19 protein-coding genes and 1 pseudogene are annotated in these 21,133 nt (G+C 67.2%); 12 read left to right on the top strand and 8 right to left on the bottom strand.

Features of this window, described 5'->3' with window-relative positions:
- Positions 1-93 precede the first annotated feature (93 nt).
- Complete coding sequence (locus C8K36_RS18940; RefSeq protein WP_258195495.1) at positions 94-1,356, top strand: ion channel protein; 1,263 nt, start codon at positions 94-96, stop codon at positions 1,354-1,356.
- A 21-nt stretch (positions 1,357-1,377) separates the two neighbouring features.
- Here C8K36_RS18940 and C8K36_RS18935 read toward each other — a convergent pair whose 3' ends face one another.
- Positions 1,378-2,244: an alpha/beta fold hydrolase gene (locus tag C8K36_RS18935; RefSeq protein ID WP_107986085.1), complete on the bottom strand. Its 867-nt coding sequence runs from the start codon at positions 2,242-2,244 to the stop codon at positions 1,378-1,380.
- A gap of 238 nt (positions 2,245-2,482) precedes the next feature.
- Between C8K36_RS18935 and C8K36_RS18930 the strand changes: the two genes are divergently transcribed.
- The 3 genes from C8K36_RS18930 to arsB are packed head-to-tail and all read left to right on the top strand — an operon-like array spanning position 2,483 to position 5,856.
- Positions 2,483-4,333 (top strand): multicopper oxidase family protein, encoded by a 1,851-nt coding sequence (locus tag C8K36_RS18930; protein WP_107986084.1) that lies wholly within the window; start codon positions 2,483-2,485, stop codon positions 4,331-4,333.
- A gap of 51 nt (positions 4,334-4,384) precedes the next feature.
- Positions 4,385-4,765, top strand: coding sequence for an ArsR/SmtB family transcription factor (locus tag C8K36_RS18925; RefSeq protein WP_107986083.1), 381 nt, complete (start codon positions 4,385-4,387; stop codon positions 4,763-4,765).
- Positions 4,762-5,856, top strand: a complete 1,095-nt coding sequence (arsB, locus tag C8K36_RS18920; RefSeq protein ID WP_107986082.1) for an ACR3 family arsenite efflux transporter — start codon at positions 4,762-4,764, stop codon at positions 5,854-5,856. The genes C8K36_RS18925 and arsB overlap by 4 nt, the downstream gene beginning before the upstream one ends.
- 135 nt (positions 5,857-5,991) lie before the next feature.
- On the opposite strand, the gene C8K36_RS18915 is transcribed toward arsB, so the two are convergent.
- Positions 5,992-6,468: an ArsI/CadI family heavy metal resistance metalloenzyme gene (locus tag C8K36_RS18915; protein WP_107986081.1), complete on the bottom strand. Its 477-nt coding sequence runs from the start codon at positions 6,466-6,468 to the stop codon at positions 5,992-5,994.
- Between the two features lie 94 nt (positions 6,469-6,562).
- Between C8K36_RS18915 and C8K36_RS18910 the strand changes: the two genes are divergently transcribed.
- The 6 genes and pseudogenes from C8K36_RS18910 to C8K36_RS18885 all read left to right on the top strand — a co-directional run bounded on the left by C8K36_RS18910 (position 6,563) and on the right by C8K36_RS18885 (position 13,816).
- Positions 6,563-6,931, top strand: coding sequence for an Rv2640c family ArsR-like transcriptional regulator (locus C8K36_RS18910; protein ID WP_107986080.1), 369 nt, complete (start codon positions 6,563-6,565; stop codon positions 6,929-6,931).
- A 259-nt stretch (positions 6,932-7,190) separates the two neighbouring features.
- A pseudogene (locus tag C8K36_RS18905) lies at positions 7,191-8,285 on the top strand (carboxylate-amine ligase); the annotation flags it as partial.
- Positions 8,286-8,334: 49 nt separating this feature from the next.
- Positions 8,335-10,119: an N-acetylglutaminylglutamine amidotransferase gene (locus C8K36_RS18900; RefSeq protein WP_107986078.1), complete on the top strand. Its 1,785-nt coding sequence runs from the start codon at positions 8,335-8,337 to the stop codon at positions 10,117-10,119.
- Positions 10,116-11,999 carry an alpha/beta hydrolase family protein gene (locus tag C8K36_RS18895; protein WP_420910908.1) on the top strand — a complete coding sequence of 628 codons (1,884 nt, stop codon included), beginning with the start codon at positions 10,116-10,118 and terminating at the stop codon, positions 11,997-11,999. The genes C8K36_RS18900 and C8K36_RS18895 overlap by 4 nt, the downstream gene beginning before the upstream one ends.
- A gap of 16 nt (positions 12,000-12,015) precedes the next feature.
- Positions 12,016-13,170: an amidohydrolase gene (locus C8K36_RS18890; RefSeq protein ID WP_107986076.1), complete on the top strand. Its 1,155-nt coding sequence runs from the start codon at positions 12,016-12,018 to the stop codon at positions 13,168-13,170.
- Between the two features lie 22 nt (positions 13,171-13,192).
- Positions 13,193-13,816, top strand: a complete 624-nt coding sequence (locus C8K36_RS18885; RefSeq protein ID WP_107986075.1) for a class I SAM-dependent methyltransferase — start codon at positions 13,193-13,195, stop codon at positions 13,814-13,816.
- Positions 13,817-13,861: 45 nt separating this feature from the next.
- On the opposite strand, the gene C8K36_RS18880 is transcribed toward C8K36_RS18885, so the two are convergent.
- The 3 genes from C8K36_RS18880 to C8K36_RS18870 form a co-directional block, all read right to left on the bottom strand.
- The gene (locus C8K36_RS18880; RefSeq protein WP_107986074.1) at positions 13,862-15,055 is read right to left on the bottom strand and encodes an MFS transporter; all 1,194 of its coding nucleotides are present in this window, start codon (positions 15,053-15,055) and stop codon (positions 13,862-13,864) included.
- 83 nt (positions 15,056-15,138) lie between these two features.
- Entirely contained in the window at positions 15,139-15,714 is a 576-nt protein-coding gene (locus C8K36_RS18875; RefSeq protein WP_258195494.1) for a TetR/AcrR family transcriptional regulator, read from the bottom strand.
- 170 nt (positions 15,715-15,884) lie between these two features.
- Complete coding sequence (locus tag C8K36_RS18870) at positions 15,885-16,757, bottom strand: aldo/keto reductase family oxidoreductase (RefSeq protein WP_107986072.1); 873 nt, start codon at positions 16,755-16,757, stop codon at positions 15,885-15,887.
- Between the two features lie 122 nt (positions 16,758-16,879).
- Here C8K36_RS18870 and C8K36_RS18865 point away from each other — a divergent pair, with 122 nt between their 5' ends.
- The gene (locus C8K36_RS18865; protein WP_219910027.1) at positions 16,880-17,329 is read left to right on the top strand and encodes a winged helix-turn-helix transcriptional regulator; all 450 of its coding nucleotides are present in this window, start codon (positions 16,880-16,882) and stop codon (positions 17,327-17,329) included.
- Between the two features lie 203 nt (positions 17,330-17,532).
- Here C8K36_RS18865 and C8K36_RS18860 read toward each other — a convergent pair whose 3' ends face one another.
- Positions 17,533-18,006 (bottom strand): CGNR zinc finger domain-containing protein, encoded by a 474-nt coding sequence (locus C8K36_RS18860; protein ID WP_258195493.1) that lies wholly within the window; start codon positions 18,004-18,006, stop codon positions 17,533-17,535.
- A gap of 115 nt (positions 18,007-18,121) precedes the next feature.
- Here C8K36_RS18860 and C8K36_RS18855 point away from each other — a divergent pair, with 115 nt between their 5' ends.
- Positions 18,122-18,904 carry an alpha/beta fold hydrolase gene (locus tag C8K36_RS18855; protein ID WP_107986070.1) on the top strand — a complete coding sequence of 261 codons (783 nt, stop codon included), beginning with the start codon at positions 18,122-18,124 and terminating at the stop codon, positions 18,902-18,904.
- A gap of 473 nt (positions 18,905-19,377) precedes the next feature.
- On the opposite strand, the gene C8K36_RS18850 is transcribed toward C8K36_RS18855, so the two are convergent.
- Both C8K36_RS18850 and C8K36_RS18845 read right to left on the bottom strand, forming a co-directional pair.
- Entirely contained in the window at positions 19,378-20,097 is a 720-nt protein-coding gene (locus C8K36_RS18850; RefSeq protein ID WP_107986069.1) for an ABC transporter ATP-binding protein, read from the bottom strand.
- Positions 20,097-21,133, bottom strand: a 1,037-nt coding sequence (locus C8K36_RS18845) for an ABC transporter ATP-binding protein (protein WP_146176507.1), incomplete at its 5' end; no start/stop codon positions are given. The genes C8K36_RS18845 and C8K36_RS18850, both read right to left, overlap by 1 nt.

Genomic DNA, 21,133 nt, shown 5'->3' with positions numbered 1-21,133 from the left:
GGCAGGCGAATCGGAAGTCACGCCCCGGATCCGGTCGCGGCAAGTACGGTGACGGGGCGCCGAGATGAGCCGCCGAGTCCGCGGGAGGCACCGTTGACGGACGAGGAGCACCCGGCCGCCCGTGTGATCGCGTGCGAGGCGGTCCTCGCGGTCCTCGTGGGTGTCGCCGCGACGGCCGTTCCCATTGCGGTGCTCGCCGCTGCCCGGGTCCTCGCCGTGTTCCTGTACGAGCGGGTGCCGGACGCGCTGGGCTTCTCGGGCGACGCCCGGTGGTGGCCGGTGGCGGTGCTGACCTCTGCGGGCGTCGTCGTCGGACTGATCGTCTGGCTGGTCCCCGGGCACGGTGGCCGCGACTCGGCGACGGCGGGTCTGATCGGACCACTGATGCCGCTGCGCGTACTGCCGAGCCTGCTGCTTGCGCTGGTGATCGCGCTGGGCGCGGGCGTCAGCCTGAGCCCGGAGAATGTCCTCGTCGCAGTCAACGCGGCACTCGCTGTGTGGGTGCTCGCGCGCATGGCGCCGACGGTCGCGTCCGACCGGGTCGTGGTGCTCGCGACGGCCGCGACGATCGGTGTCCAGTTCGGAACTCCTATCGCTGCGCCGCTCGCGTACCTCGAACTCACCGGGCGCCGGGTCCGGGGCAACCTGTGGGACGCCGTGTCGGCGCCGCTGGTCGCGGCCGGCGCGGGGACCATGACGATGGCGATCCTCGATCGACCCGTGCTGGCGCTGGACATGCCGGACTATGGGACGACGACGCTGCGCGACCTGATCGGGGGCATGGCGATCGCGACGGTGACCGCGGTTGCGATGCTGGCCGCGGTGTACGCGTACCGCGGCCTGCACACTCTGTTCCACCGCGTGCACAATCCCGTGCTGATGACGGGGGCGGCCGGCGTCGTGCTGGGCCTGGTGGGCGCGCTCGGCGGCCGCGAGTCGATGTTCAAGGACGTCTCGACGATGCGGTCCCTGGTCGACGAGGCGCCGAACCTGTCGATCCTGCGACTCACGGTGCTGGGCCTGTGCAGCCTCGTTGCCTTCTCGGTGGCGGCCGCGGGCGGGTTCCGGGGAGGGCGTGTGATCGCATCGGCGGCCATCGGGGTGACCGCCGGGCTGCTCGGGCACGCGCTGATGCCGGCGGTGCCGGTGACGCTCGCGATCGCGTGCGGCGTGCTCGGCGCGGTGGTGGTGGCGGTGCGCAGTTGCTGGCTCGGAATCTTCATCCCGGTGGCGATGGCCGGTTCGGTGTCGGTGCTGCCGGCCTTGTGCCTCGCGGTGTTGCCGGTGTGGCTGTTGGTGGTGCACCGGCCGACCATGACGATTCGCGTCTTCCGCGGATCACCGGGTGGTCGGTGATCCGCGGAAGGAGCGTTCAGTTCACTTGCGGTCGCGCAGGAGGAAGGAGAGCACGGACGCCAGCCAGGCGTCGCGGGCCTCGATCATCGTCCAGTGACCGCAGTTCGGGAACACGTGGAACTCGGCGTTGGGGATGTCGCGCATCGGCAGCAGGCCCATGTCGACGGGGCTGACGCGGTCGTCACGGCCCCACGTGATGAGGGTGGGGGCCTTGATCTTCCCGAGTCGGGCCCAGTACGGCGTGATGTCGGCCTGCGCGTTGGCGGCCGCCATCGCGGCCATCGCCTTGCTGCTGTACATCCGGCGGGCGATCTCGAGCGTCTTGGGCTCGGTCGCGAGCGCCCAGCGCTCCTCGATGAGCTGCTCGGTCACCATCGCGGGGTTGTAGACCATCGACTGCAGCCAGCGGACCAGGCTCTCGCGGGTCGGGTTGTCGGTGAATTCCGTGAGCAGCTTGATGCCCTCGCCCGGGAACGGGGAGAGGACATTCTTGCCGATGCCGCCGATCGAGACGAGCTTGTTCACCCGCTCGGGGTGTGCGATTGCGATGTTGGCGCCGACGCCGCCGCCCATCGAGTTGCCGATGATGTCGACCGCACCGAGGCCCAGTCCGTCGAGGAAGACGGGGACCGCATTGACGGCCTCGACCATCGGGTGGCCGTCACACGGATCGGAGACGCCGAAGCCGGGGAACTCGAGGACGTAGCAGGTGAAGTGCTTCGCGAAGTCCGCGAGGACGCCGCGGTAGTTGCGCCAGCCCGTGACACCGGGGCCGGAGCCGTGCAGCAGCAGCAGCGGGGGACCGTCGCCGGCCTGGTGGTAGCGGAGCACGCCCTGATCGGTGTGCAGTTCCCGCAGGGTGTCCTCGTAACTGATCTCAGTAGTCATCGTCAGCCTCTGTCTGTCGCGGATGTCGTCAGGGCCCAGCGTGTCCCGAATTGCCATCAACCGCCATACGGCTTCCCGCGCAGTGAAAAGGTTCCACCCGGCGATTCGTCCGGCTCGCCGCAAATCCGACGGAGAATTCGACTGGTTCCACGCAAAGTGTCAGGGCGGCAGTCGGTTCCGGCGTACCATCGGGCGAGCGTGCTCCGGCAGGGCGACCACGGGGGGAGTGTGACGTGACATGGGTGGACGGATGTCGAGACGCGCGTTCAATCGCGGGCTCGCGTGGACCGCGGGCGCAGTCGGCGTCGGCGCGGCGGGAATGGCCGCGGTGCGCGCGCAGGATCTCGGCGACCTCGGGAACATCGACCCGTCTCGGCCGCTGCTGTTCTCGTCGCCGAAGCTCGAGCCGTTCGTCGATCCGCTGCCCATGCTGCCGGTGCTGACCGGATCGCAGCTCGAACTGCGGGCCGCGAGCACCACCCACCGGTTCCATCGCGACCTGCAGCCGTCGCCGGCCCTCGCCTACGGCGGCATGGACTACCTGGGGCCGACGGTCGAGGCGCACGACGGCGATCCCCTGACCGTCGCCTACCGCAACGAGATCGGCGTCCACCCGCTCGCAGCCGACTTCGACACCACGCTGCACGGCGTCACCGAGCAGGACCGGACGGCGGTGCCGACGTCGATGCACCTGCACGGTGCGGTGACACCACCCGAACACGACGGCCACCCCGCCTTCCTGCAGCGGCCCGGACAGGGGCACGTGCACCACTATCCGAACGTGCACGAGGCCACCCAGTTCTGGTACCACGACCACGCGATGGGCATCACCCGCCTCAACGTGTATGCGGGTCTGGCAGGAATGTTCCTGCTGCGCGACGAATTCGACACGGGTGCAGCAGGAAACGCGTGGGGCCTGCCGTCCGGCGAGTTCGAGCTACCGCTGATCCTGCAGGAGAAGATCTTCACCGCCGACGGGCGTCAGAGTATCCGCGCGACCCCCGTCGTGCCGCAGGGCCGCTGGGACGGTGGCACCCCCGGTGACGTCGGTGTGGTGAACGGAAAGATCTGGCCGGAACTCGAGGTCGCCCGCGGAACGTACCGGCTCCGGATCGTCAACGCCGCGTCGTTCAGCGTGTGGAATCTGTTCTTCGGCAACAGAATGCGATTCTGGGTCCTCGGCATGGAGAGTGGGATGCTCGCGGCACCGGTGCCGACGACGAATGTGCGACTCGCGCCCGGCGAACGCGTCGATCTGCTGGTCGATTTCGGTGCGCTCGAGCCGGGAGCGACGGTGGAACTGTGCAACGACGAGCCGCCACCGTTGGCGGCCTCGCAGCGCGGTGCACGACCGATGCCACTGTTCTGCCGGTTCAAGGTGGCGGGCGGGCGCGGCTTCACCGGCGCGGTGCCGGAGACGCTGCGAGGCGGGGCCGGGCAGCCCGCGGATCTCGAACCGGTGCCGGCGCCGCAGGTGCAGCGAACCGTCACCGTCATGCAGTTGCCCGATCCGTCGTCCGGCAGTGTGCTGATGTCGCTCAACAACCTTCGGTTCGGGGATACCGATATCGAGATGCCGCGGCAGGGCACCGTCGAGCAGTGGAACATCGTCAACGTCACCCCCGAGCCGCATCCGATCCACCTGCACCTGGTCAACTTTCGGGTTCTCGGCCGACAGGCCTTCGACCTGTCGCGCTATACGCGGGAGAACCCGGCGCCACCGGTGGGGACCAAGTGGGCGCCGCCCGTCGATGCCTTCGTCACCGGGCCGCTGATCCCGCCAGCAGCGTGGGAGGCCGGGCGCAAGGACACCGTCGTCGCGAATCCCGGGGAAGTCACCCGCATCGTGGCGGTATTCCCGACGGCCGCCCGGTTGGGTTTCGACCCCGACGCGACGTTCGGTGTCGGCGAGGTCGCGGCGCCAGTGCCGGCCTCGCCCCAACACGCAGGGCACGGCACGCCCGCCCACGCGGGGCACGACACCGCGCCGGCCATGTCCGGGCAGTTGCAGGGGTACGTGTGGCACTGTCACATGCTCGACCACGAGGACCACGACATGATGCTGGGTTTCCGCACCGTCGCGGAGTGAGGTCGGCGGACCCGCCGCACCGGATGATTCGAAGTCTGTCAATATCGAAGAATGTCGAATCAAGGTGCGGGGTGCTGCACACCGCTCGGGACAGAGCCGATCCCCGAGGACCGGGCGAGCGATCTGGCCCGGATGTTCAAGGCGCTCGGCGATCCGGCGCGGTTGCGCATGCTGAGCCTCATCGCCGCGCACGAGGGCGGGGAGAGCTGCGTCTGTGACATCTCGCCCGCATTCGCCCTGTCGCAGCCGACAATCTCGCACCACCTGAAGGTGCTACGAGAGGCCGGTCTGCTCGACAGCGAGCGGCGAGGAACGTGGGTGTACTACCGGGTGATCCCGTCGGCGCTGGCGCAGCTCGCGGCGGTGCTGTCCCCGGAAGTGGACGGCGTCCTGGGCTCGGCCTGCGCACCGGTCGTGGGGATCGTCCGGTGACCGACGCGACCGCGCACCCCGCCGTCGTCGGCAAACTCTCGACCCTGGACCGTTTCCTGCCGGTGTGGATCGGTGTCGCGATGCTGGCGGGCCTGCTGCTGGGACGGATGATCCCCGGGCTGGGCGACGCGCTGTCGTCGGTGGAACTCGACGGCATTTCACTGCCGATCGCCCTCGGCCTGCTGATCATGATGTATCCGGTGCTGGCGAAGGTTCGCTACGACCGCCTCGACACCGTCACAGGCGATCGCAGACTGCTGCTCGGTTCGCTGCTGCTGAACTGGGTGCTCGGACCGGCACTGATGTTCGCGCTCGCCTGGATCCTCCTACCCGACCTGCCCGAGTACCGGACCGGCCTGATCATCGTCGGCCTGGCCCGGTGCATCGCGATGGTCATCATCTGGAACGACCTCGCGTGCGGTGACCGGGAGGCCGCAGCCGTGCTCGTGGCGATCAACTCGGTGTTCCAAGTGGTCATGTTCGCCGTGCTCGGCTGGTTCTACCTGTCGGTCCTGCCGGGTTGGCTCGGGCTGGAGCAGACCGCGATCGACACGTCGCCGTGGCAGATCGCGAAGTCGGTGCTGATCTTCCTCGGAATCCCGCTCCTGGCAGGCTTTCTCACCCGGCACTTCGGGGAGAAGGCGAGAGGCCGAGCCTGGTACGAGTCGAGGTTCCTGCCGCGGATCGGCCCGGGGGCGCTGTACGGGTTGCTGTTCACGATCGTGATCCTCTTCGCCCTGCAGGGCGAGCAGATCACCTCCCAGCCGCTGGATGTCGTGCGGATCGCGATCCCGCTGCTCGCCTACTTCGCGATCATGTGGGGCGGCGGCTACGCACTCGGCGCGGCGATGGGCCTGGGCTACGAGCGCACCACCGCCCTCGCATTCACCGCGGCGGGCAACAACTTCGAGCTCGCCATCGCGGTCGCGATCGCCACCTACGGCGTCACCTCCGGCCAGGCGCTCGCCGGTGTCGTGGGGCCGCTGATCGAGGTCCCCGTACTCGTCGGCCTCGTCTACGTCTCCCTCACGCTACGCAAGCGCTTCGCCCGAACCGGGCCGGAAAATGCGTTGGCGTCGAAGGAGTCCTGAACCCCGTGGTAGTTCCCAGCGCGCTCTTCATCTGTATCCACAACGCCGTCCGGCCCAACCGCGACGAGATTCGCAACCGGGTGGAAGTCTTGATCGCCGAGCTCCTGCCGTAGCCGGATGGTGGGAGTATTCCGTTCAGCAGCAAGTTGATTCGTTTGGTGCGGAGTCGTCCTTCGCTGCGGTGCGGCAGCAGACGCCGCCGACGGGATTGCTGTCCTCGACGTGCTGCGGACTCGAGCCGAAAGACTCCGAGTCGGCGAGCACCGTGTAGACCTCCCACTTCTCGCCGGCCGGGCCGGTGACCCACACCTTGTCCTGGGTGGCGAAGCAGCAGGTGGTGCCGATCTCCTCGTCCGTAAATAGGCCCTCGTCGGTGAGGCGCGCAATCTCCGCGTGCACCTTCTCCGACGATTCGACCTCGACTCCGAGGTGGTTGATCGTGCCGCCCTTGCCGGGATTCTCGAGCAGTACCAGCTTGAGCGGCGGCTCGGTGATCGCGAAGTTCGCGTAACCGGGCTTCAGCTTGGTCGGCTGCGTGCCGAAGAGCTTCGAGTAGAACGTGACCGCCTGCTCGAGGTCGTCGACGTTGAGAGCGAGTTGGGCGCGTGACATGAGAGCCTCCACCTATGCGATATATGTCGAATTCTTTGCAACTACAGACTCCCACCTTTTCGACATAAGTCAAGAAGCCGGTTACGATCGCGGCATGCCGAAAGCCCTGCCGATCGTGGATGTCAGCGCACCGATCTGCTGCGCGCCGGTCTCCGCAGCGCCGTTGAGTGACGACGCGGCGCTGCAGATCGCGCTCCGGTTGAAGGCGCTCGCCGACCCGGTCCGGATCAAGCTCGTGTCGATCCTGCTCACGACCGACGGTGGAGCGGTCTGCACGTGCGACCTCGCCGCCGGGGTCGGCCTGGGGGAGTCGACCGTCAGCCACCACCTGGGGCGACTCAAGAAGGCCGGCATGGTCGAATCGGAGCGGCGCGGCATGAACGTCTACTACCGGGCCCGCGGCGAATCGCTCGACGCACTCCGTCTGGTGCTCGACCCGAACTGCTGCGGCGAGTCGCGGTAGCGCCGTTCGACGCGATGTTCGCCCCGCAGTCCGGGTATCAAGACGCTAACGAATATCGATATGTGTGTGAATCGGCCATGAGGGTGCGAAGACTGGTCGGGCAGTGCGGTTGGAACACCGACAGCCTGGGTAACCGGTCGACGACGCGGGTCGCGTACGGAAGACAGTGCACGGCTCGGTCAGCTCGTCGACGGGACAGAGAGGACCCTGGATGAGCCCGATGCCCGCCACATCTTCCCGGCGCGCGAGGTAAGCCGCTGTGGCGACCGATGGAGGACGCAAGCTGGGCGTCGAGGAGGAGTTCCATCTCATCGACGCTACGACCCGGCGGCTGGTCACGCGCGCACCGGAACTGCTCGAGCGACTCCCCGGGGACGTCTATGTCGAGGAACTGCAGCGCTGCGTCGTCGAGGTCAACAGCGGGGTGTTCCCGGACCTGGCCGATCTCCGGGACGATCTGACCCACCTGCGGAGGGTCCTCGTCGACACCGCGGCCGCCCTCGGCATCGGAGTGGTGGCCGCGGGGGCGGTGCCCCTGTCGGTGCCCGCCGAGATGGCGGTCACCGAGACCCCACGGTATCGGCGCATGCTCGCCGACTATCAGCTCCTCGCCCGCGAGCAGCTGATCTGCGGCACACAGGTGCATGTGGACGTGGCGGATCGCGACGAGGCGGTGCGAATCGCCAATCGTGCCGCCCCGTACCTACCGGTCTTCCTCGCTCTGAGTGCGAGTTCACCGTTCTGGGCCGACGGCACCGACACCGGATACGCCAGCATGCGATGCCTGGTGTGGAGCCGCTGGCCCACCACCGGCCCCGCGGCGCCGGTGCAATCGGCCGCGGAATACGACCGGCTCATCGCGGACCTCGTCGCGAGTGGGGTGATCAGCGGCCCCGGAATGGTCTACTTCGACCTGCGACCGTCCGATCGGTATTCGACGCTCGAGCTGCGGGTGTGTGACAGCTGCCCGTCGGTGGACACGATTGCGCTCGTGGCGGGGCTCTTCCGTGCGCTCGTCGAACGCGAGGCCGCCGCCCTCCGTGAGGGGAGGCCACCGCTACAGGTCTCGCCCACGCTCGTGCGCGCGGCCATGTGGCGGGCGGCGCGTTCGGGTCTCGAGGGCGATCTGGTCGACGTGGAGGCTGCCGCGCCGCGTCCCGCTTCGGAGGTCGTCGAGGATCTGATCCGGTCACTGCGGCCCCACCTCGAATCCGCGGGTGATTGGGACGTGATCTCCGAGTTGGCGGCCGTCACTCTGAAGGAGGGCAGCTCGTCGGCGCGGCAGCGCCGGATCTTGCGTCGGCGGGGCCGGCTGACCGACGTCGTGGACCTGCTGGCGGCCGAGACTGCCGGCGGTGGGGACACCTGGACCGGGGCCGACGGCCCGGGAGGAGTTGCCGAACATGTGTGGCATATGCGGTGAGATTCGCTTCGACGGGACGCCGCCCGACGTGGCAGCGGTGGCCCGGATGACCGACGCGATGGTGACCCGCGGGCCGGATTCGGCCGGCGCCTATGCCCAGCAATCGGTGGCCTTCGGTCATCGCCGGTTGTGCATCATCGACCTGTCCGCGCGGGGCGGTCAGCCGATGGTCGACAGCGAACTCCGGTTGTCGCTGGTCTTCAACGGCTGCATCTACAACTACAAGGAGTTGCGCGCGGAACTGCACCAAGCGGGATACCGGTTCTTCTCGACGGCGGACAGTGAGGTGGTGCTCAAGAGCTTCCACCGCTGGGGCGCGGACTGCGTCCACCGCTTCAAAGGAATGTTCGCCTTCGCGGTGCACGAAATCGACTCGGGTGTGGTGACTTTCGCGCGGGATCGTCTGGGCATCAAGCCCCTGTACTTCACCGAGCGGCCGGGACGGTTGCGATTCGCCTCGACGTTGCAGGCGCTGCTGCGTGGCGGTGACGTCGACACCACGATCGACCGGGTCGCTCTGCATCACTATCTGAGCTTCGCCGCGGCCGTGCCGGCGCCGCACACCGTGTTCGAGGGCGTCCGTAAGCTGCCACCGGCGACGATCCGGGTGGTGCAGCCCGACGGAGCCGCCACCGAAAGGCAGTACTGGGAGCCCCGATTCGAGCCCGCTCCCGAGCGGACGTCGTGGACGCCGGAGCAGTGGCAGCAGGCGCTGATGGACTCACTGCGCACCGCGGTGTCGCGCCGGATGGTCGCCGACGTTCCCGTCGGGGTGCTGCTGTCGGGCGGCATCGATTCCAGTCTGCTCGTGGCCCTACTGGCCGAACAGGGGCAGCGGGGTCTCGCGACATTCAGCATCGGATTCGACTCGGCCGGAGGCGAATCCGGAAACGAGTACTTCTACTCCGATCTGGTGGCACGGACGTTCGGTACCGATCATCAGCAGATTCACATCGATCCGTCGCGGTTGCCCGCGGCGCTCCCGAAGACAGTCGAAGCGATGAGCGAGCCGATGCTCAGCCACGACTGCGTGGCGTTCTACCTCCTGTCGGAGGAGGTCTCCAAGTCCGTCAAGGTGGTGCAGTCCGGCCAGGGCGCCGATGAGATCCTCGGCGGCTACCACTGGTATCCGCCGCTGGTCGGGGTCGCGCGGGAACAGTCGGCCGAGGCGTACGCCAAGGTGTACTTCGACCGCACCCACGACGACATCGCGGCCCTGCTCGACCCCGCCTACTGTCTCGATCGTGACGTCAGTTCGGAATTCGTCGTCCGGCATCACAGCGCGCCGGGGGCCGACACCTCCGTCGATGCGGCGTTGCGACTCGACACGACGGTGATGCTCGTCGAGGACCCGGTCAAGCGGGTCGACACGATGACGATGGCGTGGGGGCTCGAGGCTCGGGTGCCGTTCCTCGATCACGAATTCGTGGAGCTGGCGGCCACCTGCCCGCCGGACCTCAAACTGGCGGGCGACGGCAAGGGCGTGCTCAAGGATGCCAGCCGCGGCCTACTGCCGAGCGAAGTGATCGATCGGACCAAGGGGTACTTCCCGGTCCCCGGAATCCGGCATCTCGAGGGCGGGGTCCTCGACCTCGTGCAGGACGCACTGCGCAGCCGCAGCGCTCGCGAGCGAGGCCTGTTCCGGCCGGAAGCGCTCGATGCGATGTTCGCCACTCCCAACGATATTCGTACCGCCCGCGGCGTGAACACCCTGTGGCAGGTGGGACTGCTGGAGATGTGGCTGCAGGCCATGGAGCGGCTGTGACCGCTCGGGAGTCGACGGAACCTTCAGGCGGACGGCACATCCGCTTCACTTCGGGCGCATCGGTGTCGCCGGACGCGACCGGATTCGCGCACATCGTCGACGACGGGGGCTACCCCTGGGCCGTGCAGCGATTCCTGTCGGGCCGGCACGGCAGCACGGACCGACGCGTGGAACTGCCGGTGCCCGGTCCCGTCACGAGGATCGTGCATTCGGCGGACAGCGGGTGGCTCGCGTGCCAGGTCGCCCCGCACGGCGGTAACCGCACTCAGGTGTGGGTCGTGCAAACCGATCCGCTGGATCGGTCGGCCCGCCTCGTCGGGTCGCAGCACGCAGTCTCGGCCGAGCTGATCGGATGGGACGGGAACCGGGTGGCGCTCACCGCGACCGACGAGGATGGAGTGGCGGAGGCGCGGTTGGTCGATCCGCACACCCAGGACACCACTGTGCTCGACCGTCGTGTCGGCAGTTTCCTCGTGGACGCGTGGGACGGATCCGCGCTGCTCCGGGTGGGGCCGCGCGGGCACCGTGAACTGTTGTTGCACCGCGACGACGGAAGCCGGGCCCCGTTGCTGCCGACGGACTTCGGATCGACCACCGACGCGGGCGTTCTCCTCGACGACCACCGACTGCTCGGTGTGCTCGGCCAGCACCGATCCCCGTGGGCGTCGAGCGAGGGTGAACCGGACCGGTACATCCGCGCGCTCGTGCGCAGTGACAACGGCGCGGAGTTCGCGCGTTTGCTCGGTGTGGCCGCCTCCGATCGGGGTGTCTCCTATCGCGTGCTGGCCGAGCGGGACAACTTCGACCTCGACGAGTTCGTCGTCAGCGACGACCATGCCACGGTGGCCCTGCTGTGGAACTACAAGGGCCTGAGCGAGTTGCAGATCTTGCATCTCGCGGACGGCACGCTCGATTCCCCGATCAGCCTGCCGGGGCTGGTGGCGTCCGAGCTCAGTATCAGTGCCGACGGCTCGTTGCTGGCGGTCACGGTGGAGGGCCCCGGGATGCCGCCGTCGGTGGAGATCGTCGACACGCGAACGGGGGAGTGGGGTCCCGTGGAACCGGCCCGGACCCGGATCGCCCGGGCCGACGCCCCGATGCTCGCCGAACTCACGGCGCGGGACGGGCTGCCCCTCACCGGATGGCTGTACCGTGCGGCCGGGGACGAGCCCGGACCGGTGATGCTGTGGTTCCACGGCGGACCGGAGCTTCAGGAACGTCCGGGATACAGCGACTACTTCCCGGCCCTCGTCGAAGCCGGCATCACCGTCTTTGCGCCGAACGTGCGCGGCTCGGGCGGATTCGGCCGCACCTTCATGCACGCCGACGAGCGGTACGGCCGATTCGCCGGCATCGACGACGTCGCGGACTGCGTGCGCTACGTCGTGGAGAACGGACTGGCCGACCCCGCGCGGATCGCGTGCGCCGGGCACTCGTACGGCGGGTACCTGACGTTGACGGCGCTCACGTTCCACCCCGACCTGTTCGCCACGGGCATCGCCGTCTGCGGCATGAGCAACCTCGAAACCTTCTATGCCAATACGGAACCGTGGATCGCGGCCGCCGCCTATCCCAAGTACGGGCACCCGGAGCACGACCGGGAGCTACTGGCGGAGCTCTCGCCGATCCACCGCGTCGCCTCCCTGAGGGCGCCCGTCCTCGTGGTGCACGGCGCCAACGACACCAACGTGCCGGTCAGTGAATCCGAACAGGTCGTGGCGTCGGTGCGAGCCCACGGTGGTGTCGCCGAACTGTTGTTGTTCCGCGACGAGGGCCACGACATCGTCAAGCGCGAGAATCGGGACACACTCGCCAAGACGATGGTGAACTGGCTGACGAGCCGACTGGCCCGGTCCGACGCCCCGGTCTCGGCGATCTGACGGGGGTGCCTGGACGATGCACATCGATCACGACCGGATCGTCGCCTGGCGACGGGATCTGCACGCCCACCCCGAACTGTCCTTCGAGGAGTTCCGGACCACCGCGCTGGTGCGTGACCACCTGCGTTCGCTGGGACTCGCTCCGGTGGACCTGCCGAGCGGTACCGGCCTGTGGTGCGACGTCGGGCCCGACACCGCGACGTGCGTCGCGTTGCGGGCCGACCTCGACGCGCTCCCGTTGACGGAGACAACCGGTGCGCCCTATGCGTCCACGGTCGAGGGGGTGTGCCACGCGTGCGGGCACGACGCGCACACCGCGATGCTCCTCGAGGCCGCGACAGTGCTGGCGGCCGAGCCTCCATCGCGACGGGTGAGGTTGATCTTCCAACCCGGTGAGGAGACGACCCCGGGAGGTTCCCTCAGGGTCGTCGCAGCCGGTGCGCTCGAGGGTGTTTCGCGAATCTTCGCCCTGCACTGCGCGCCGCAACTCGAGATCGGCAAGATCGCCACGCGGGCGGGCCCGATCACCTCGTCGGGCGCCATGCTCACGGTGCGACTGTCCTCTCCGGGTGGCCATTCGGCGCGTCCGCACCTGACGGGGGACCTGATCTTCGCCGCGTCCGTGCTGGTGACCGGGCTGGCGTCGGTGCTCGATCGCCGACTCGACGCCCGCACCGCCACCGTGCTGACCTGGGGCCGGATCCGGGCGGGCAGGGTCGGCAACGCCATTCCGGAGTCGGGGGAACTGGTGGGCACTCTGCGCAGCGCGTCGCACCGGACGTGGTCCACGGTGGAACCGCTGGTGCGGCGCGCCGTCGCAGACCTGCTCGCGCCGTACGGCGTCGAGCACGAACTGGACTACGTGCAGGGCGTGCCGCCGGTCGTCAACGACCCCGAGGCCACCGCCGAAATGATCGCAGCGATCCAGTCCGTCGTGGGTGTCGAGAATCTGGCCGAGGCCGGACAATCGAGCGGGGGCGAGGATTTCGCGTGGTACCTCGAGCACGTTCCCGGTGCCATGGCACGGCTGGGTGTCTGGGACGGCACCAGTGCGCGACATGATCTGCACACGCCGAACTTCGACCTGGACGAGCGTGCCCTCGTGTACGGGGTGCGCACCTTCCTCGCCCTCGCCTACGGTGGAGACTTCGAGGTGGAGTCGGGGGAGTGAGGAACGGATCGGGAGGCTGCAGATGGGGTTCTACACGGATCGGATCGTCCCGCACCTGGTGGACGTCTCGTGCGGGATGTCGTTGACCGAAGGGTCGCGGAAGCGCGTGTGCGCGGGACTGAACGGCCGTGTGGTCGAGATCGGCTTCGGGTCGGGTCTCAATATTCCCTTCTACCCCGCCGCTGTCGACTCGGTCAGCGCCGTCGAACCGGCCGACGAGGCATGGAAGCTGGCCGGCAAGCGGCTGTCGCGCTCCGGTGTCTCCGTCGAGCGATCCGGGCTCGACGGGCAGTCACTTCCGTTTCCCGACAACACCTTCGATACCGCCCTGTCCACCTGGACGATGTGCACCATCCCCGACGTCGGCGCCGCGCTGAACGAAGTGCGGCGAGTCCTGAAGCCCGGCGGGACTCTGCACTTCGTCGAACACGGACTCGCGCCGCACACCAAGGTTCAGCGCTGGCAGCGCCGGTTCGAGCCGATTCAGAAGGCCGTCGCCGGCGGCTGCCACCTCACTCGCGACATCCCCGCACTCGTACGTGTCGCGGGCTTCGAGATCAGGGATCTCGACAGCTTCTACGAGAAGGGTGCGCCGAGGATCATGGGCGCCCTCAGCCTCGGTGTCGCAGCGCCGGTCGAAGGCTGATCCGGCGACTGAAACCCTCCGGATTGCTACTCCGGCTCTGCCGATTCAGCTGACACGGACCTTCGCCGCGGGCGGCTGACCAAGTTCGGTGTTCCCGGTCCGCTTGCGGTCCTTCTGTAGGGCGAGTGTGACTGCAGCCAGGAGCGCGAACGTGCTGCCGGTCCACATGGCGACCGCGGGGTCGTTTCCGAAGATGCTGATCGCGAACGCGCTCACCGCGGTCCCGACCGTGATGCCCAGGGTGATGACCGACGTGTGGAAGGTGCTCACCAGGTTTCCCGTGCCCCCGATCTCCACGACGCGGGTTACCAGCGGCGGGTTCATCGTGACCCCGGCGAGCCCGACGACAAGCACCATGATGAGGACCAGGGGCTGAATCTGTCCTGCGAGTGCGAGTACGCCCAGCGAGACGAAGAGCAGGGCGTGGCCGAATCGCAGAACGCCGACGGCGTGCTTGTCTGCCAGCTTCCCGACGATCAGATTGCCGACGAGTGAGCAGAGTCCGTACGCGAGAAGTATCAGCGTCGTCGTGTCTGCGCCGAACCCGGCGCCTTCTTCCAGGAGCGGCGTGAAGTAGGAGAACGCCGCGTATGCGGCACCGATGGTCAGGAAGCTCACGAGGTAGCGCGACCACAGCTGGGGGAGACGAAGGTTGCGCACGTCCTGTGCGCTGTCGTCCGCGGTGGCGGCGCTTCTCGGGGCGAGCGCGAGGAGGCTCACGACGAACACGGCAAGAGCTGCGGCGCCGAGAATGTAGAAAGTGGCCTGCCAGTTCCAGCGGCCGGCGATGAAGTGGGAGACAGGAAGCCCTACCACCGTGCCGACCATGATGCCGCTCAGCACAATTGAGACGGACTCGCCGATTTTGTCCGCACTCGGTGCAAGCCTGGTGGCGTAGACGATCGACAGTCCCACCGCCGCCCCCGCGAGGCAACCGGTCACGATGCGCATCAGTACCACCCACCAGTACTCGTGCACGGCGGGGACGAGCATCTCGGGGACCGCGTAGGCGGCGACCACGGTGAGCAGTGCTTGCTTGGGCGGGCGGTGCCGCAGAGCATAGGCGATCACCGGCCCGCCGAGTGCCATGCCTAGGGCGAAGATCGAGACAAGCAGGCCGATCTTTCCTGTGTCCACCCCGAGGTCGTGGGCCATTTCTGACATCATCGCGGGCACTTGCAGCTCACTCGAGACCACGATGATCATGGTCAACATCAGTAGGTACAGGTGTTTCTTCATCGGATTCCTTCGGTGGTCGAAAGCCGCTTGTGTATTTCAAAGTACAAAACTCGGCGAAAGTCGAGTGCGTTGTCCGCCAACGCTTATGCCCTCAAGGAGTCGAGGTTCAGATTCGCAACCTTGCGCAGTGCGGCGGGCAGGGTGCCGGACTGCGCGAGAACGCGTATCCCGGAGATCGCCGACACCACCATGAGAGCAGCCTCATTCGGCGCCACCTCCGCCCGCAGGGTGCCATCGAGCCGCCCCGCCCTCACTGCGTCCGTTACGAGGGAGAGCTGGTCATCGAGGAAGCGGTCGAGGATGTGCTTCACTCGGGGCTCGCGGGCCCCGAGGTCCGGTGCCATGCGCGAACTCACAATCATGCAACCCGCAGCGTGCCCATTGTTCCTGGCGTCAGTCTCCTCGTCCAAGACGAGAGCAAATAGAGCCGAGAGGCGTTCGGCTCCTGACAGTTCGGCGTCTGTCAGGATCGCTTCCTGCTGCTCCCTGGCAACCGAGACGCTTCGTTCCAGGGAGCGGATGAACAGCTCGTCCTTCGAGGTGAAGGTGTTGTAGAGGCTGCTCCGGCGCACGCCGGCGGCGGCGCACAGTTGCTCCGTGGAGGTGTCTGCGAACCCGTGTACGCGGAACTGTTCGACGGAGGCATCCAGGACCGCCACCTCGTCGAACTCTCTCGGTCTACCCACGCCCGCAACACTACACAATTATGTACTTACGTGTCCAAAAGTCGGCTCGGCTTGCGCAGGACTCTCGACCGTGTCAGGTACCGCATTCGATGCGGGCCTCGGCTTCGAGGCGCTCCGTCCCCTCTGGATCCTCGCGGCGGGTGTCAGCCGCCGATCCTGTCGAGTTCGGCTACGGACGCTTCGGGGAGAGTCAGTGCGGCGCCGGCGATGTTCTGGCGTAGGTGTGCGGTCGACGAGGTGCCGGGGATGAGCAGGATGTTCGGGGAGCGCTGCAGAAGCCATGCGAGTGCCACCGACATCGGTGCTGCCTCGAGCTGTTCGGCTACCGCGGAGAGCGTTTCGGACTGCAGTGGTGTGAAGCCGCCCAGTGGAAAGAACGGGACGTAAGCGATGCCTTGCGCGGCGAGCTGGTCGATGAGGGCGTCGTCGTGGCGGTGCGCGAGGTTGTACATGTTCTGCACGCACACGATCGGGGCGATGGCCCGGGCTTCGTCCACCTGCTCGGGGGTGACGTTGCTGACCCCGAGGTGTCGGATCAGGCCTTCTGTCTGGAGTTCGGCGAGTGTTCCGAATGCTTCGGCGAGGGAACCGGATTGAGTTCCGGTTGCGTCTCCCATGCGCATGTTGACGAGGTCGAGCGTCTCGACCCCGAGGGACCGGAGGTTTTCTCGGACCTGCGTGCGGAGGTCTTCGGGTCGACGGGCAGTGGGCCACCCGCCCTGCGCGTCACGGTTGGCTCCGACCTTGGTGGCGACGAGCAGTGATTCGGGGTAGGGGCGCAGCGCTTCGGCGATCAGCTCGTTGGTCACTCCGGGGCCGTAGGCGTTGCTGGTGTCGATGTGAGTGATCCCGGCTTCGACGGCCTCGCGGAGCACGGTCAGAGCGCCGTCCCGGTCGGCCGGGGGCCCCATCGCCCAAGGGCCGGTCAGCTGCATCGCCCCGTAGCCGAACCTGGTGACGGGAGAGTCGCCGAGCGTCCAAGTGCCGCCCGGAAGTGAAGCGGTGGGTGTTTCCATCGTGGTCCCCTTGCTCAGGGGTAGCGCTTGTCGCTACCTGAGACCATCATTGGGGAGCCGCTTCCCGTAGGGAAATAGGCACCTGAAAGTGCGTAACTTACTCGAGGGAAGGTGTGGCAGAAGTGGCGACGACGAGTGCGGCTCAGAAGCGAGTTCTGGACAAGATGGAGTACAACGCCTTCCTGGCACAGTGCCCGAGTCGCCAACTGCTCGAACGAATCTCCGACAAGTGGGTGGTCCTCGTCCTGTGTGCGCTCGGCGGCGAGACGTCCGATCCTGGTGCCGCAACGGACGGTGCGGCGGGAACGGCAAAGGCAATGCGCTACTCCGAGATTGCGCGCTTGCTGGCAGGGGTCAGTCAGAAGATGCTGACGCAGACCTTGCGGGCACTCGAGCGTGACGGCATGATCACCCGCACCGTGACGCCAACTGTCCCGGTCAGCGTTTCCTACGAACTGACCGACCTCGGACTCTCGCTGCACGAAATGACACGTGGCCTCAGAAGTTGGGCACAAGACCATATGCAGCAGGTCCTCGCGCACCGATCCGCATACGACGAGCCCAGTGTCTGAGCAGCGGCGGCATTGTTGCCGTGAGTGCTGAGTAGCGAGTTGACCATCCGAAGTGCGTAGTGAGACTTGACGTTTCGTGGCGCGGCCCAGGCCCTCCGTGGGCGACCCCCCGGCTTGGGTTCCGGATGTCGAAACAGTTACTGACCACCGTGATTCGCGTGACTGTTCGCCGAGACTGATTGCTCCCACGACTCGGAGGGGTGCTACCGATCTCGTCTGCGGTGTGCGTGCGTGCGCACCTTCATTCGATTTCCGCAGGCTGCCATGGAGCACCACTTGGCGCTGCCGGGGCGACTGTGGTCGATGAGGAAGAGATTGCATTCGGTATTGGCGCAGGGGCGGAGTCGTCCGGGCATCTCCCTCGTGACGTCGGACCAGGCCATTGCTGCACGGACCGCGAGCCTCTCGGTTGCGGGGGCTTGTAGCTCCCATCGGATTCCACCGGGTGTGACCTCGGGTGTGAGGATCGCTCCGCCGATCAGTGGCCCGAGGTCGGTACCAGGGTCGGCCTGCTCGCGAACAACCTCATGCAAGGCGTCGCGCACTCGCTGAAGGTGCGCGATCTCGGCCTTCGAGCCGGTTCCGCCGAATCGGTGGGCGAATTCTGCGCCGGCCGCACCCTCCAGGCTGTCGGTCTGCTTGCCGTCGATGATCGGCGCACTGTTCAGGAGCGCCAACAACAGATCCTCGTCCCGAATCACCTGCACCCTTTCGTCTCGCCGCCCGGCCGCCACCGGGCACTCCCCATGCTACCGTCGCCTTAACCAGTTAAATTCAGTTAAGGGGTTAGTCATGCCTGTTGTGCGCCACCACACCGTCTCTGTCGAGGGCTACGAGGTCTTCTACCGCGAGTCCGGACCCGAAGACGCGCCCGTTCTCCTCCTGTTGCACGGCTATCCGACCAGCTCGCACATGTTTCGGCATCTCATTCCGGCCCTGGCGGACAGGTACCGGGTCATTGCTCCCGACCACATCGGTTTCGGTCGCTCGTCCGCCCCCTCCGCCGATGACTTCGAGTACACCTTCGAGTCTCTTGCGGACGTGACGCGGCGCTTCCTCGCGGAACTCGGCATCGCGAAGTACACGGTGTACGTGCAGGATTACGGCGCACCGATCGCATGGCGCTTGGCGCTGGCCGCCCCGTTGTCCGTCGAGGCCGTGATCTCGCAGAACGGCAACGCGTACGAGGAAGGCTTCGTACCGGCATTCTGGGAACCGATCTGGACGTACGGCGCCGACCGGTCCGACGAGAACGAAAGGGCACTACGTCCGGCCCTCGCCCGAGAGGCGGTCGAATGGCAGTACAAGCACGGGGTCGTCGACGAGACCACCATTGACCCCGATGCCTGGGAGCACGACCTCGCACTACTGAGTCGCCCGGGAGTCGATCGCGCTCAGCTCGATCTGTTCGCCGACTATGCAACCAATCGACAGCTGTACCCCGCGGTCCACGCTTGGCTGCGCACCACCCAGATCCCCCTACGTCACTGGTGTCGCCCTACCCGTGGATGGCGGGAGCACGATCCGCCGCTGAACGGCGACGATCTGCGATTGTGGCGATCATTAGGAGCCTAGTCGGCTCCTCCAGGTAGCCTGCTACCCAAAACCGAATGACTACCGGATAAGACGGTGCTATCACGGGGGATACGGTCCGGGCTGATGACGGTCGCGGAGTGATTTGGGCGGATCGCGGTGGCGGGGCAGAACCGGAGGGACGCGACGATGAGTCGATGCTCACCATGATGCGTTTTGTCAGCGCGGATTCGAGCGCATCCCTCCGGTGGGATACGTTGAACGCGCTGTGCCGCAGAGGCGGCGAGGACCCCGCGCTACCCCTTGGTGCGGGGCCTTCGCCGCCTCTGGCGTCAGCTGGCAAGCAGGGAAAGAGATGTAGATGCTGCCGACGCCTTTCATAACCCGAGTCCAGCGTTGCTCCCCCATCGCTGATGTGTTCCCTCTCTTGTTCCTGACCGTGAAACACCGAACGGGAGCCCGCGGCACGGTTTCGCGAGCGAAGCGTGCCGTGAACTCCCGTTCGACGGTGTGTGTCAGACGCGCCCGAAGTACGCGTCCTTGAGGACCGCGATGTCGTCGATCTCCGACGCCGGCGAATCCATGACGACCTTGCCGATGTCGAGGACGGTGACGTGGTCGGCGACGCTCATGGCCGCCTCGACGGCCTGCTCGACGAGGAGCACGGCCAGGCCGGTCTCCTTGAGAAGCTGCACGCGTTCCATCACCTCGTTGACGATGACCGGGGCCAGACCGCCCGACGGCTCGTCGAGCAGCAGCAGCCGCGGGTTCGACATCAGTGCCGCGCCGATCGCCAGCATCTGCTGCTGGCCACCGGACATCGAGCCCGCCAACAGGTTCCGCTTCTCACCGAGGATCGGGAACATCTCGTAGATGCGCTCGACGTCGGGGCCCAGAGCACCGCGCCGCATCTTCCGGGTGTAGCCGCCGAGCAGCAGGTTCTGCTCGATGGTCTGCTTGTGGAAGACCCGCTTGCCCTCCTGCACATACGCCATACCGCGACGCACCCGCTGGTGCGCGGCGACACCGGAGATGTCCTGGCCGTCCATCTCGATGCTGCCGCCGTGCACCTTGTTCAGGCCCGAGATGGCACGCAGGGTGCTGGTCTTACCGGCACCGTTGCGCCCGAGCAGCGCCGTCACCTGGCCCGGGTACACGTCGAACGAGACGTCCCAGACCACGCGCAGGTCACCGTAACCGGACTGCAGATTCCGAACGCTCAGAACCGGTTCCATCACTCCACCTTCTCCAGCTCGACGCCCGTTCCGCTGTCGGGATCGACACCGAGGTACTCGCTGAGCACCCGCGGGTGATGCTCGATCTCCTCGGGCGGCCCGGACGCGATGACCTGCCCCTGCGCCAGCACGACGATGGTGTCGGCGAGCGAGAGGACCAGTCGGAAGTTGTGCTCCACCAGCAGGACCGTGGCCCCGGCGTCGCGCAGTGCCCGGATGAGCACCGACAGCCGCACCAGTTCGTCCTCGTCCATGCCGGACGCGATCTCGTCGAGCAGCAGCACACGCGGCTCGGCGATCACGGCACGCGCGACCTCGAGCATGCGCCGCATACCCAGCGGCAGCGAGGTGGCGACCTCGCCCTGCAGGTGCGACATTCCGACGAGTTCGAGAACCCGCTGGGCCTCGGCGATGTCCGCCTTGGCGACCTTGCGGAAGTTCGGCAGCCGGAGGATCGCGGAGATCATCGAGGCACGGTTGGTCATGTACCGGCCCGACGCGACAGCCTCGAGCACGGTGACGTTCTCGGGGATGTTCGGCGTCTGGAACGTGCGGGCCACGCCCTCACGTGCAACGCGGTGCGACGAGAACGTCTGAACCTCGGTGCTGCCGATGACGATCCGTCCCGCGTCCGCGGTGTAGAAGCCGCAGATCATGTTCAGCATCGTCGTCTTGCCCGAACCGTTGGGGCCGATCAGCGCGGTCACCTGTCCCGGCTCGGCGCGCAGCGTCGCCGACCTCAGGGCCTGGTTGCCACCGAACGCCTTCGAGATCCCGTCGACCTCGAGTGTTGATCCGGCGATCGGCGCCACGACGGGCACCTCGTTCGGATCCCGCGGCGCCGGCCGCTCCATCGCCCCGATGCCCGCCTTGCGGTCGATCCTGGTCGCCAGCGAGCGGAACACCTTGGTCAGACCGCCCGAGAGCAGCACGCCGCCGAGGATCAGGAAGCCGCCGTAGAACAGCAGCGAGTACTCCTGGAACGCGGTCGACTGGTTGGGGCCGAACTGCATGATGGCCGCACCGATGACCGCGC

The sequence above is a fragment of the Rhodococcus sp. OK519 genome (assembly GCF_003051005.1).
In the GTDB taxonomy this organism is placed as follows: domain Bacteria; phylum Actinomycetota; class Actinomycetes; order Mycobacteriales; family Mycobacteriaceae; genus Prescottella.
This window is presented reverse-complemented; position numbering and strand designations above follow the sequence as displayed.

Excerpts from the sequence above, each read along its gene's own strand:
- C8K36_RS18850 (WP_107986069.1), bottom strand. The coding sequence starts at position 20,097 with ATGGAACCGGTTCTGAGCGTTCGGAATCTGCAGTCCGGTTACGGTGAC.
- C8K36_RS18885 (WP_107986075.1), top strand. The coding sequence starts at position 13,193 with ATGGGGTTCTACACGGATCGGATCGTCCCGCACCTGGTGGACGTCTCG.
- C8K36_RS18915 (WP_107986081.1), bottom strand. The coding sequence starts at position 6,468 with ATGTCACGCGCCCAACTCGCTCTCAACGTCGACGACCTCGAGCAGGCG.
- C8K36_RS18910 (WP_107986080.1), top strand. The coding sequence starts at position 6,563 with ATGCCGAAAGCCCTGCCGATCGTGGATGTCAGCGCACCGATCTGCTGC.
- C8K36_RS18900 (WP_107986078.1), top strand. The coding sequence starts at position 8,335 with ATGTGTGGCATATGCGGTGAGATTCGCTTCGACGGGACGCCGCCCGAC.
- C8K36_RS18925 (WP_107986083.1), top strand. The coding sequence starts at position 4,385 with ATGTCGAATCAAGGTGCGGGGTGCTGCACACCGCTCGGGACAGAGCCG.
- C8K36_RS18930 (WP_107986084.1), top strand. The coding sequence starts at position 2,483 with ATGGGTGGACGGATGTCGAGACGCGCGTTCAATCGCGGGCTCGCGTGG.
- C8K36_RS18880 (WP_107986074.1), bottom strand. The coding sequence starts at position 15,055 with ATGAAGAAACACCTGTACCTACTGATGTTGACCATGATCATCGTGGTC.
- C8K36_RS18890 (WP_107986076.1), top strand. The coding sequence starts at position 12,016 with ATGCACATCGATCACGACCGGATCGTCGCCTGGCGACGGGATCTGCAC.
- C8K36_RS18935 (WP_107986085.1), bottom strand. The coding sequence starts at position 2,244 with ATGACTACTGAGATCAGTTACGAGGACACCCTGCGGGAACTGCACACC.
- C8K36_RS18855 (WP_107986070.1), top strand. The coding sequence starts at position 18,122 with ATGCCTGTTGTGCGCCACCACACCGTCTCTGTCGAGGGCTACGAGGTC.
- C8K36_RS18870 (WP_107986072.1), bottom strand. The coding sequence starts at position 16,757 with ATGGAAACACCCACCGCTTCACTTCCGGGCGGCACTTGGACGCTCGGC.